Genomic DNA, 12,320 nt, shown 5'->3' with positions numbered 1-12,320 from the left:
AACCTGCTTATCGGCCAGTCTTTCAGCAGGTCGTATAAGTATGTGCAAAATATTCGGGGAATTGGGTTGAAAAGCACAAAGCGCAAATCGGGTAATGTTCAGGAAACACCGGAATTTATCGTCGGATCAGAAGGCGTCGCCAGCGAGAATAAAACCAACCGGCTGCGCACCCGCGCGGCGTGGATGTATTATGTTGAGCAGATGACTCAGAATGACATTGCGGATGTGCTTGGTGTCGGTCGTGTAACGATTGTGCGGCTGCTGGCCGAAGCCCGTGCCCGCAATGAGGTGAAGATCACGATTGAAGGCAAGCTGGCCGGTCTGACTGCGCTGGAAAGAATGCTGGAGCAGACCTTCGGGCTGGAACGGGCAATCGTTGCACCGCTGTCAACGCCGGAGACTGACCCGATTGTGCCGATTGCCGCTGCAACCGGTGCCTATCTTTCCGAGAAAGTACAGCACGGTATGCGCATTGGTGTGGGCTGGGGGCGCACATTATCCGGCACTTTGCAGCATATCGGTGCGCGCAGTCTTAATGATCTTAAAGTGATTTCGCTTCTCGGCGGAATTGCACAGCCGCGCCGGTTCAATCCGCCGGAATTTGCCTGGCAATTCGCGCAGATTTTTCAGGGCGAGGGCTATCTGATTCCCGCTCCGGCACTGGTTGACAGTCAGGAAACGCGCGAGGCGTTGGTTGAACGCTGCGGCCTGAAAGATGTTTTCGAAATGGCTGATGATCTGGATATGGTGCTGCTCAGCATCGGCGGCATTGAAACGGCCAGCAGCACATCCTATCGCGTTGGTCTGATTGATGAAGCGCAGAAGCGCTCTTTGATCGAGAATGGCGCAGTCGGCGATATGCTGTTCCATTTCTATGACCGCAATGGCGAGATCGTTTCCGATCCGGTGCATGAGCGCGTGATGTCGGTCAGCATGGATAAGTTGCAAAAAGCACCGGTGCGTATCCTCACTTCCGGCGGGCCGGAAAAAGTGGTGGCATTGCTTGGTGCGATGAAACTGCTGAAACCGACGGTTTTCATCACCGATGAAATCAGTGCCGCTGAAATGCTGAAGAAATATCAGGTTGAGAGTTAAAACTCTAACGTCCCCCTCCGGCTGAGGAGGGGGATGGCTAGCTGACCCTTGGATTAAAGATTTTTGATCGCATTGATGCGATCGATACCGCCGACAACCGGTGCAAAATCATCCCAGACGGTTTTTGCACCGGCCTGCCATTGGTCGTAGTTTTCCGGCTGCAGAACCTGCGCACCATGCTCTTTGGCCGTGGTGATCGCTGCGGCTTCATCATCAACGATCAGCTGATTAAAATAGCCGGTGGCCTCTTGTGATGCTTCCTGCAGCACCTGCTGTTGCTCGGCATTGAGACCGTTCCAGAAATTGGCAGAGAAATAGACCACACCCGACGCCCAGATATGGCTCGTCTCGGTGACAAACGGCACAACCTCATAGAGCTTGAAGCTCGCATAGGCTGATTTTGTCAGATCCATCGCATCGGCAACGCCGGTTTCCAGTGCATTATAGGTTTCCGTGATCGGAATACCCACTGGCGTGGTACCGAAATTGCTCCAGAGCTTGGTATGCAGCGGGCTTTGAATAACGCGGATGCGCTTGCCTTTGAGTTGTTCCGGCTTGGTCACGGCTTCTTTGGTCAGCAAATGCCGCGCGCCGTAATTGATGAAGCCGGTAGCGATAAAGTTCTGCGCTTTGAGCTTTTCTTTCAGATCATTACCGGTCTCGCCCTGCACGGTTTTCAGCACATGGTCAGCATCTTTGAACAGGAATGGCAGGTCGAGAATTTGCAGTTCCGGCACCCAGCCGGAAAGCGCGGAAACGGTGGAGAGACTGCCCTGAATTGAGCCGAGGCGGATGCCCTCAGCTACTTCCTTTTCACCACCCAAAGCACTGTCTTTGACGATGTTGAAACGGAACTGTCCCGGCAGTTTTGCTTCCACGAGATCACGGATTTTCAACCAGATTTTGGTTTCCGGCTTATCGTCGCCAAATAGCGAGGCGATAGTGATAGCGGTTTTAGCCTGCGCCGTGCGGATGAGGGCAGGCATGGCAAGGGCGGTGGCAGTGCCGAGCGTGGCTGTGCGCAGAAAATGGCGGCGGTTAAGCGTAATCATAGCGGGAGGATCCTTATGAGAGCAGGTCAGATGAGCAGAGCCCATGCGCCGAGAATGACGAGAGAAAACAGCAGAGCGATGAAATAGGGTGTCATGGCTTTGAAAAGAGCCGTGGCGGGGAGGCGGGTAACACCGCTGACCACAAAGACCAGCATACCGACCGGTGGTGTCAGCCCGCCGATCATCAGATTGACCACGAGAATGACGCCGAACATCACCGGATCAATACCGGCAGCAACGGCAATTGGCAGAAAGATCGGGCCGAACAGCAAAATGGCAGCACCAATATCCAGCACAAGGCCGACAACCAGCAATACGAGATTGATGGCAATCAGAATGATGATCGGGTTCGCGCCAAGACCGTTGACCAGATCGGAAATCGTGCCGGAAATATCATCCACCGCCAGCAGGAAAGCGAAAGGACTGGCCGTGCCGATAAGTAAGCCGATAGCAGAGGCTTCTTTGCCGGATTGCCTGAAAATATCATAGAGCGATGCAGTTCCGACTTTGCCGATCAGAGCCATAACCAGTGTATAGAGCGCAGCAATAGCAGCGGCCTCTGTGGTGGTGACAACGCCCATGCGGATGCCGACCACAACGATAATGCCAAGGCCGAAAGCGGGGATGGCACCGATGGCTGAATGCAGGCGTTCCTGTCCGCTGGCACGCGGCTGTGTTGCCTGTTCACGCACGGTCAGATGAATGGCGACGGCAAGGCAGAGAGCCATGATCGCACCGGCAAAAAAACCGCCGACAAGCAATGCGCCGACTGAGAGATTGGTTGCCGCTGCGAGAATGAGAAAAGCAATAGACGGCGGGATGACATTATCCAGCACGGAAGTCGCCGCAATAATTGCACCGGCCTGTGCAGGCGGATAGCCGCGCTTTACCAGTTCCGGCTGGAAGGTTGCAGCGCCGAAGGCCGCATTGGCGACAGAAGAGCCGGAAGCACCGGAAAACAGTACACTGGTCAGCAATGTGGTTTGCGCCAATCCGGCACGGCGATGGCCGACAAGTGATGAGGCAAATTGCACGATTTTCTGCGCAATGCCTGCGGCGGTAAGCAGGCTGCCCGCCAGCAGAAAGAACGGAATTGCCAGCAGCAGGAATTTGGAAATACCGGTCACGGTGGAAGACACCACAGCCGGTTCCGGCAAGGTGCTGCCAAAGGCAATGGCAATATAGGCGGCGGCCAGAAATGCATGGGGCAAAGGTGCAGCAACCAGCAGTCCGGCCAGAGCAATTAGACCCAGTACAATGCTCGGGCTTAAATCCGTATCAATATGGATATGACTGACCGCGATATAGAGCGCCGTTGCCAGCAGACCGGCAATCAGCAGATCCGGTATTTTATTCTCGCTGATGCGCTGTAGCCCCAGCACAATCAGAATAAAGAACCCGCCGAGACCGAGAAAACCGAACCTGATCCACTCCGGCAGGCCGAGTGTCGGAGAAATACCGCCGAGCAGCACAGCAATTCGCGCGCTGCCGAAGCTGAGGATCAGCCCGCTCATCAGCGTGAAAGTGTCCGCAATAATAGCCGCGCCACGCTGACCCGAAGGCGAGAGGCGGGATGTCACCAGATCAAGCCGCATTGCCAGTGCCGAATTGATGGCCAGCGGCGCACCAAAAGCAATCAATGCAACATAGAGCCATGTCGCCAGTTCTTCAGAGCCGAGAAGACCGGTATTGAAGCCGTAGCGCAGCACCACTGTTGTCAGCACAATCAGCAGCAATGCGGCAAGGAGCGCTGCACAGATTGCACCCAGCAGATTTTCAATGCTGGTCAGCATTGTTCTGGCAAAGGATTGCACCGGTGTTATTGCGATCGCGGGATAGGTCTTCACTGTACTCATCGTCAAGCCGGAACTGCCTTGGAGAGGTCGCGGTCAAACAGTGTTGACCATGTGTAATTCTTTGCTTGCTTTACTTCTGTTGAAACATCAAGACGCGGCAGCACAGTTTCCCCGAAACGATAGGCTTCTTCCAGCAATGGCATACCGGAGAGGATGAATGTTTCCACACCGGCTTCACGATAGGCCTCCAGTGTGCGGATCACCGTATCCGGCGAGCCGACAATGGCAGTACCCGGACCCGGACGCACAAGGCCGATACCCGCCCAGAGGTTTGGTGCAACTTCCAGATCACGTAAGTTTTCAGGTTTAACACCGCCATGCAAAGCACTCATGCGTTTTTGACCAACGGAATCCGTGTTGGAAACAAAGCGCTGATTGGCGGCAATGGATGCGGCATCCATCTGAGCATAGAGATCATTGGCGGCCTCCCATGCTTTGGCATCCGTATCGCGCACAATTACATAAAGGCGGATGCCATATTGCATAGTACGACCGAATTGCTTGGCACGTTCTTTGACCTTGGCGATTTTGGCTCCGATCTGCTCCGGTGTTTCGCCCCATGACAGGTAAGTGTCGGTATGTTTGGCGGAAACATCGAGCGCTTTATCGGAGGAGCCGCCGAACCAGAGCGGCGGCGGGGCAATCGTATCACTCACCGGCAGTGCCAGTTTGGCACCGGTTGTAGTGAAATATTTGCCCTGATAATCCACACTCTCACCGGCAAACAGTCTGTGCCAGATGGTCAGATATTCATCGGCCATATCATAGCGTTCATCATGGGGAATGTTCATACCATAGGCACCGAGCATTTTAGCGTCACCCGATACCACATTAACCAGCAGGCGGCCGTTGGAAAATTCCTGAAAACTCGCTGCCATTTTGGCAAGCAAAGTCGGCGCAATCAGACCCGGATGAATGGCAACGAGAAATTTCAGTCGCTCCGTATAGGGCAGCAGCGAATTGGCCAATCCCCATACATCATGGGCGCCGGTGGCAAAGAGTGCGCCGGTATAGCCCAGCTGGTCATATGCCATGGCAAGCTGCTTGTAATAGCCGAGATCAACCTTGCGGGAACCTTCAGGCTTCCACGGATAGGCACCGTCAGGTGCGCACATATACCAGAAAATATTCATATCATTGTCCGTATTCGTAAATTGCGGTGATGGGTGCGATCAGGCAGCCTGCGGATAAATCTGCGCAAGGCGGTCAAAATGCCCGTGACGATGCAGAACTTCTGCTTCTGTCTGCTGTTCTGTGAGGATGGTTTCATCCGCCGGAATGACAGTGAAATCGCGTGAGGCAATTACCTTTTCCCAGCCTTGCAAACTGGCTTCCGTTGCGCCGCTTTCCACCAGCCTGCGGGCGGCCTGATGCGGATCGGCAGTGATTTCACGGCCTATCCGTGCCAGTTCCTGCGCAATTTTCAGGCGGGTTGCGGCATCAAACCCGCTGCTTTCCAGCGTCCAGAACAAAGAGCGGTTGGGAATAGTGGAGCCGCAGCGTGAGAGCAGGCGGATATCATCGCGCTCAAGTGCATTTTCCAGCCGCGGTGCCATAGCAATCCACGCATCAACACGACCGTCGAGCAGGGCGGGCAGGGCGTCATTGACCTCCGGTTCGACGCGTTCAATATCGGCGAGGCTGAGACCGGCCTCTTCCAGATTGCGTGCCAGATAATAGGTCTGGAAAGAGCCGTCCACCAGCCCGATGCGACGGTGTTTCAGATCAGATGTGGATTTGATCGGGCTGTCAGCGCGCACCAGAATGGCACCATTGGCAGGGCGCGGTGCGGAGGCGGCGATATAGTTGACAGGCAACCCGTCCAAAGCTGCAGTGATCGGCGGGGTTGAGCCGGTGCCGCCAAAATCAATCTTGCCTTCTGTAATCAGTCTGCCGGTGTCGCGTCCTTCTCGGTAGGCAACAAACTCACCATCGAGTGCGGCAAAGGCATCAGGCCAGACCTGTGCGATACGCAGATGCAGATTGCTGGGATGAACACCGATTTTCATAAACTGCCCTTTCAGAAGACAGGCAGAAACCGGAATTATCCGCCTGTGGTACTGAGATACAATTTACGTTTTTGTAAAATGAAAGCCAAAGCGGGCTGTTCTAATTTTGTGCGGCTTTATAACGGATTATTCTAGTTTTTGGCATGTGCGCAGGTCATAATTTTTAACGCTTGAATTTATAACATATTGATTAATATCAGTTATCAATATATTTTTTTATAGAATGTTTGCGCGTGGTTATAATGAGAGGTTTAATGACCAAGCCGGTTGCAGCCCGTTTATGCCGTTCTGTCACCACAGCAAGTGACCTGCTCAAGCTGATTGCCAATGCAAACCGGCTGGCGCTGGTTTGTTATCTAATGGAGCAGGAAGCGCAGGTCGGTGAGCTGGAAGCGGAACTACGTATTCCGCAGCCGAGCCTGTCGCAACAATTGAGTATTCTGCGCGAGGCAGGTGCCATTGCCTGCAGGCGCGACGGCAAGACGATGATCTATAGTGTGGCTGATCCGCGTGTTGAGCAAATTGTGCTGCGGCTACGGGAGATTTTTGACGGGCTGGAAGATGTGACCGGACGTAATATAACAAACCGCCAAACATCCGATGCGATGCCCGACCTGATGCCCGACTTGATGTTTGACTGATATGATTGATCTCTACACATGGATTACGCCCAACGGGCTGAAAACCTCCATTGCGCTGGAAGAATTTGGCTTGCTTTATCAGGCGCATGCAATTGACCTGACCAAAGACGAGCAGTTCTCTGATAGTTTCCGCAAGATCAGTGCGGGCTCTAAAATTCCGGCGATTGTAGATCATTCAAACGGGCTGACATTGCTGGAATCCGGTGCAATCCTGACTTATCTCGCAGAGAAGACCGGCAGGTTTCTGCCAACATCAGGCGCTGAGCGCTATGCGGTGCTGGAATGGGTGTTCTGGCAGGTTGGTGGTTTAGGCCCCACACTTGGCCATGCGCATTATTTCCTGACCTATCATCCCGATGTGGCACCGGTAGCATCCGCGCTTTTCGCAAGTGAAACCAAGCGGCTTTACGAGAAGCTGGAGCAGCATCTCAACGGCAAAGATTATCTGGCAGGGGACTATTCCATTGCCGATATGTCAGTCTGGCCGTGGGTGTCGCGTTTTGAACGTCATAAAATCAATCTCAATGATTATCCCTCCGTCCGGCGTTGGTATCTGCAAATCGCGCAACGAGAAGCTGTGCAGCGCGGCTATCGCGTGCCGGTTTTTACGGGGGAGATTCCTTTGCCGCCCCCGCTGACACATGAAAATTCTGAGAGTTCTGAGGAAAGACTATGAGTGCGCCCCGCATAACCGGATTTTCCGGTAACCTGACCAGCCCGTCAAAAACCCGTGGCTTTGTTGAACATATTGCCGGACAGGCAGCTTTGTCCCTCGGCGGTGTTTCATCCGTTTATGATATAGCCGATCTGGGAGCGTCGTTTCCTGCTGCACGCTGGCCGTCGCAGCTCGACAAGCAGGCTTCTGACATTGTGGATGAAATTGCCGCTGCTGACCTGCTGGTTGTTGGCACCCCGACCTATAAAGGCAGCTATACCGGACTGTTCAAACATTTCTTCGATCTGCTTGATCCGAAATTACTGCGTGGCAAACCGGTCATTCTGGCTGCAACCGGCGGCGGTGACCGTCATTCACTGATCGTCGAGCATCAGCTGCGCCCGCTGTTCGGTTTCTTTGAGGCTTTTGCACTGCCGACTGCAATCTATGTCTCGGATCGTGATTTTACCGATGGTAAACTGAGCAATGCGCTGATTGAGAACCGCATTGCGCAGGCGGTTTCTGAAGCGGTGCGTGTGGTGTCCGGCCATCATTATCAGCAGCAGGCGGCTGAGTGAGTATCTCACTCAGCGCAGCATAATCAGCGCCATTCCGGCTACCACCAGCAGAGCACCAAGCCATGCACCATTGGCGGGGCGCTCACCGGTACGCAGCCATAGCAGCGGCAGAATAATCACCGGTGTTGTGGCCGAGATGGTGGAAACAATACCGACCTTACCGCCGGAGAGCGCAAAGAGCAGCAAAGTCATGCCCAGTGCCAGCGAGAGAAAGCCGGTCAAAGCGGTGAGGAAGGCAATCTTCAGCGTAAAAGGCTTTTTCGGTTTGAGCGCCGGAAACGGCAATTGTGTCAGCACGGTCAGGCAGCAGGCGGCAATACCCACACGCAACAGCGAGGCCAATGCCGGATCAATCCCGCTGGCCATGACAGGGCGGGCGATAATGGAGCCGATAGCCTGACCGGTTGCCGCCGCCAGCCCCAGCCCGACACCGATCCAGAGCGGGCCTTTGATCTTTTCCCATTCATGGATTTGCGCACGGCGCTTGCCAAACAGAATGGCCAGCAACACACCGGATATCGTGACGGCGATGCCGAGCACACCCATAGGCGATAATGTTTCATCCAGCAGTATCCAGCCAAGCACGGCGGCAATCGGTGCATTGAGCGCAAACAGAATACCGGAGCGGCGGGGGCCGAGGCGGTTCAGTGCGGTGAACAGCAGAGAGTCGCCGACGAAAATCCCGATCAGGCCGGAGAGCAGCAGCGGAACTGCGCTGTCCCAACTGAGGTCGCGCCATGAGCCGGAAATCAGCACATAGATCAGCAATAATCCGGTGACGAAAACCTGCCTGCCACGGTTAAAAGCCAATGCGCCGACATGACCGGCGGGAATGGCAGAAATAATACCTGTGAACGCCCAGCAAGTCGCGGCTCCGAGTGCGGCGAGTTCATATACAGGCATAGTCGTGATCCGGATGCAGGATGAGAAATGTTTGAATAACAAAGGCTTCTACAGATACAAAGCCTTGCCGTCCAATCATATTGCGCAGAGCGGATCATCAAAGTTTCAGATCAGATCATGTCTTTATGCGATGACCGGATTTGAGCATGGTCTTGTTGCTTTTGCTCACGATAAAAAAATGTGGCCGCGAAAATCGCGGCCACATTCATGATTTCAAATTGTATCTGTAACTTATGGAGTTACGTCAAAACCGAACCATTTTTCGGACAGCTTTTTGATTGTGCCGTCTGCTTTTGCAGCTTCAATCGCTTCGCTGAACTTCTTCTGCAGTTCTGGTTCGTTCTTGCGCAGACCAACGGCAACGCCGCGACCCAGAACGCCGCCTTTGAAGTAAGGGCCGGTCAGAACGATATCTTCATTGCCTGGCTTTTTCGCAGCATCGGCCAGATAGGCCAGCGACGCTACAACCAGATCAACGCGGCCGGACTTCAGATCCAGATCGTGCTGTTCAGTTGTCTTATATTCGCGGATATCAGCGGAATCTTTGAAATAGGTGTTGAGCAGTGTCAGGCCGAGCGAAGCGGTCTGTACACCAACAGTGCGGCCTTCGATTGAAGTCGAAAATTCGCCGATGGCTTTCTTCGTGGCTTCATCTTCATTGGCAAGGAACAGAGTTTCGCCGGTATGCGGCAGTTTCGCATATGGGCTGTCTTTCAGCGTTGCAAAAGTCTGTGGTGTCAGGCCGTAAGAAACCGAGAAATCAATGGTTTCTTCGCGCTTTGCAGTGGCGGTCAGACCAGCCATGATCGCGTCGAATTTACCGGCGTTGAGAGCAGGGATCATGCTGTCAAATGGTGTTGCAACGAGCGTGCATTCCACTTTCATATGATCGCAGAGATATTTGCTCAGCTCGATTTCATAGCCGTCGAGTGTGCCGTCCGGCTTGGTGAAGTTGTATGGACGGTAAGCACCTTCAGTTGCGATGGTTACTTTGGTCCATTTCTTTTCTTCAGCCTGTGCAGTGACGCTGGCCGATACGGCGCCGAGCAGCATTGCAGAAGCAAGAAGCGATTTGGTGATGAGGCTGATTTTCATAGAAGCACCCTGTTTACAATTATTCTTGTTCATTTAGAGCGGCTCCATTCAGGATTGAACTTTTGAGCCGCTCTGTCTCTTTGTCTTTACGCATTATCCTATGCATCGAAGTGGGAATAGAAATCAGTCCAGCGAACTGATTTCCCCGCGAAGACGCTTCGCACTTTTGCTGGAAATGCTTTAAGCCGCATTTTCGTGGCTGATGAATTTGCGGAAACGCTCTGACTTGGAATTGGTGAAGACTTCCGACGGTGCGCCGTCTTCTTCAACCTGACCCTGATGTACAAAGATAACGCGGTTGGAAACGTCACGGGCAAAGCCCATTTCGTGGGTCACGACCAGCATTGTACGGCCTTCTTCAGCAAGTCCGCGCATCACGCGAAGAACTTCACCTACCAGTTCCGGATCAAGTGCGGAAGTCGGTTCGTCAAACAGCATTACTTTTGGCTTCATCGCCAGCGCGCGGGCAATCGCTGCACGCTGCTGCTGACCGCCGGACATATGTGAAGGGTAGTAATTGCGCTTATCGGCAATACCGACTTTCGCCAGCAGTGCTTCCGCTTCTTCAATGACTTCAGCGCGGTTGCGCCCCTGCACATAGATCGGCGCTTCAATTACATTTTCCAGAATGGTTTTGTGTGACCAGAGGTTGAAGCTCTGGAAGACCATGCCGAGTTCCGAGCGGATGCGCGAGACCTGTTTCTTGTCGGTCGGATAGCTTTCGCCTTTGGAGTTCTGCGCCATCTTGATGGTTTCACCGGAAATGGTGACCGTACCGGATGTCGGTGTTTCCAGAAGGTTGATGCAGCGCAGCAATGTGGATTTACCCGAGCCGGAAGAGCCGAGAATGGAGATTACTTCACCTTCGCGGGCTTCGAGCGAAATACCTTTCAGCACTTCGACCTGACCGAAATTTTTGCGCAGGTTTTCGACTTTCAGCGCGACCGGTGCGGATGCGGATACTGTATTGCTCACGATGCTTTTCCTTCAGTAGGAATATTGGCCGGTACGCTGACAGGAACAGGCTGACGCAAATATGGCGTCAGGCGGTATTCAGCCAGCAGCAGAAGACGGGTCAGAATGAAGTTGATGGACAGGTAAATTGCACCGGCAACGACAAAAACTTCAATCGCGCGATAGCTCTCGGCAATCAGCTTGGCAGCAATACCGGTCACTTCCATCAGCGTGATGATCGAGGCCAGCGAGGTGGCTTTGACCATCGAGATCATTTCATTGCCATAGGCAGGCAGTGCCTGACGGATAGCAAGCGGCATGACCACACGGCGGAAAGCGGTGAAGCGGGACATGCCACAGGCCTTGGCTGCTTCAATCTGGCCATGAGGCACGGACAGCAGACCGCCACGGATGATTTCACCGGCATAGGCGGCAGTGTTCATCGTCAGAGCGATAACCGCACACCAGTAAGGCTCACGCAGGATCGGCCACAGGAAAGAGTGACGGATCGCCGGAAACTGGCTGAGGCCGTAATAGATGATGAAAATCTGCACCAGCAGCGGCGTGCCGCGGAACACAAACACATAGATACGTGCAATCCAGTCCAGCACAACATTGCCGGACAGGCGCATCATCGCGATGACCAGAGCAAGACAGGCGCCCAGTGCAATCGCAGTCGCAGCCAGTTTCAGGGTCAGAGGCAGACCCGCCAGCATGGCGACAAAAGATTCAGCGAAGAATTCAAAACTCATTGGGCTCTCCTCACGCCGCGGGAGAAATAGCGCTCAGCAGACTGCAGAATGCCGCCTGAAACAGACGAAATCAGCAGATAGAGGGCACCGGCAATCAGGAAGAAGTTGAATGGCAGTCCGGTTGAGCCGGCACCGATCTGTGCCTGACGCAGCAGTTCCACAACGCCGGTCACGGAAACCAGAGCGGATTCTTTCAACGATACCTGCCACACATTGCCAAGGCCCGGCAGCGCATGACGCAGCGACAGAGGCGCAATGATACGGCGGAATTTCAGCCAGCGACCCATGCCACAGGCGGTTGCTGCTTCCAGCTCGCCTTTGGCAACGGCTTTGAACGCACCACGGAAAACTTCCGTATGATGCGCGCCGCAGGAAATGGCGATAGCCAACATACCGGCGAGGAAACCCGGAAAGCCGAGAAAACCTTCAGCGCCGAACAGTTTACCAATCGCGGTAATCGCTGCACTGCCGCCGAAATAAAACAGATAGATAATCAGCAGGTCAGGAATGCCGCGGATAATGGTTGTATAACCATCCGCGATGGTACGGGTAATCCGTCCGCCTGAGATTTTTGCCCAGGCACCGAACACGCCGATGACTGCGCCGAGCAAAAAGCCGGTCACAGCAAGGGCAACACTCATTAATGCGCCGGTGAGCAGAACTTGCCCCCAGCCGTCAGGCCCGAAGCTGAGGATTTCAAAAAAGCTGAGTTGCTTCATAATGTCCTTGG

Annotated in this window: 13 protein-coding genes; 4 read left to right on the top strand and 9 right to left on the bottom strand. The window is 53.9% G+C overall.

Features of this window, described 5'->3' with window-relative positions:
* Positions 1-66 precede the first annotated feature (66 nt).
* Positions 67-1,095, top strand: coding sequence for a sugar-binding transcriptional regulator (locus JNC80_RS01330; RefSeq protein WP_376709267.1), 1,029 nt, complete (start codon positions 67-69; stop codon positions 1,093-1,095).
* 53 nt (positions 1,096-1,148) lie between these two features.
* Here the strand turns inward: JNC80_RS01330 and JNC80_RS01325 are convergent, their stop codons facing one another.
* The 4 genes from JNC80_RS01325 to JNC80_RS01310 are packed head-to-tail and all read right to left on the bottom strand — an operon-like array spanning position 1,149 to position 6,012.
* Complete coding sequence (locus JNC80_RS01325; RefSeq protein ID WP_376709266.1) at positions 1,149-2,147, bottom strand: TRAP transporter substrate-binding protein; 999 nt, start codon at positions 2,145-2,147, stop codon at positions 1,149-1,151.
* 26 nt (positions 2,148-2,173) lie between these two features.
* On the bottom strand, positions 2,174-4,003 hold the full coding sequence (locus JNC80_RS01320) for a TRAP transporter large permease (protein ID WP_376709265.1): 1,830 nt from the start codon (positions 4,001-4,003) through the stop codon (positions 2,174-2,176).
* Positions 4,004-4,005: 2 nt separating this feature from the next.
* Positions 4,006-5,136 (bottom strand): LLM class flavin-dependent oxidoreductase, encoded by a 1,131-nt coding sequence (locus JNC80_RS01315; protein ID WP_376709264.1) that lies wholly within the window; start codon positions 5,134-5,136, stop codon positions 4,006-4,008.
* A 39-nt stretch (positions 5,137-5,175) separates the two neighbouring features.
* A complete protein-coding gene (locus JNC80_RS01310) occupies positions 5,176-6,012 on the bottom strand; it encodes an ABC transporter substrate-binding protein (RefSeq protein WP_376709263.1) in 837 nt (278 codons plus the stop codon).
* A 254-nt stretch (positions 6,013-6,266) separates the two neighbouring features.
* Between JNC80_RS01310 and JNC80_RS01305 the strand changes: the two genes are divergently transcribed.
* Genes JNC80_RS01305 through msuE form a run of 3 tightly spaced genes read left to right on the top strand, consistent with a single transcriptional unit; the run spans position 6,267 to position 7,886 of the window.
* Positions 6,267-6,653 (top strand): ArsR/SmtB family transcription factor, encoded by a 387-nt coding sequence (locus JNC80_RS01305; protein WP_075654248.1) that lies wholly within the window; start codon positions 6,267-6,269, stop codon positions 6,651-6,653.
* Between the two features lies 1 nt (position 6,654).
* Positions 6,655-7,329, top strand: a complete 675-nt coding sequence (locus tag JNC80_RS01300) for a glutathione S-transferase family protein (RefSeq protein WP_376709262.1) — start codon at positions 6,655-6,657, stop codon at positions 7,327-7,329.
* Entirely contained in the window at positions 7,326-7,886 is a 561-nt protein-coding gene (gene msuE / locus JNC80_RS01295) for an FMN reductase (protein WP_376709261.1), read from the top strand. The genes JNC80_RS01300 and msuE overlap by 4 nt, the downstream gene beginning before the upstream one ends.
* 9 nt (positions 7,887-7,895) lie before the next feature.
* Here msuE and JNC80_RS01290 read toward each other — a convergent pair whose 3' ends face one another.
* From JNC80_RS01290 to JNC80_RS01270, 5 genes are all read right to left on the bottom strand, one after another.
* On the bottom strand, positions 7,896-8,789 hold the full coding sequence (locus tag JNC80_RS01290; protein ID WP_376709260.1) for a DMT family transporter: 894 nt from the start codon (positions 8,787-8,789) through the stop codon (positions 7,896-7,898).
* A gap of 231 nt (positions 8,790-9,020) precedes the next feature.
* A complete protein-coding gene (locus tag JNC80_RS01285; RefSeq protein ID WP_075654252.1) occupies positions 9,021-9,884 on the bottom strand; it encodes a transporter substrate-binding domain-containing protein in 864 nt (287 codons plus the stop codon).
* A gap of 180 nt (positions 9,885-10,064) precedes the next feature.
* Complete coding sequence (locus JNC80_RS01280; protein ID WP_075654253.1) at positions 10,065-10,859, bottom strand: ABC transporter ATP-binding protein; 795 nt, start codon at positions 10,857-10,859, stop codon at positions 10,065-10,067.
* Positions 10,856-11,590, bottom strand: a complete 735-nt coding sequence (locus tag JNC80_RS01275) for an ABC transporter permease (RefSeq protein ID WP_022710164.1) — start codon at positions 11,588-11,590, stop codon at positions 10,856-10,858. Before JNC80_RS01275 ends, JNC80_RS01280 begins: the two co-directional genes overlap by 4 nt.
* Complete coding sequence (locus tag JNC80_RS01270; RefSeq protein WP_022710163.1) at positions 11,587-12,309, bottom strand: ABC transporter permease; 723 nt, start codon at positions 12,307-12,309, stop codon at positions 11,587-11,589. The genes JNC80_RS01275 and JNC80_RS01270 overlap by 4 nt, the downstream gene beginning before the upstream one ends.
* Between the last annotated feature and the right edge of the window lie 11 nt (positions 12,310-12,320).

The organism is Pseudochrobactrum lubricantis, from assembly GCF_041929865.1.
Taxonomy (GTDB): Bacteria; Pseudomonadota; Alphaproteobacteria; order Rhizobiales; family Rhizobiaceae; genus Pseudochrobactrum; species Pseudochrobactrum saccharolyticum.
The sequence above is the reverse complement of the archived record's forward strand: the minus strand, read 5'-3'. Positions and strand labels throughout refer to the sequence as shown.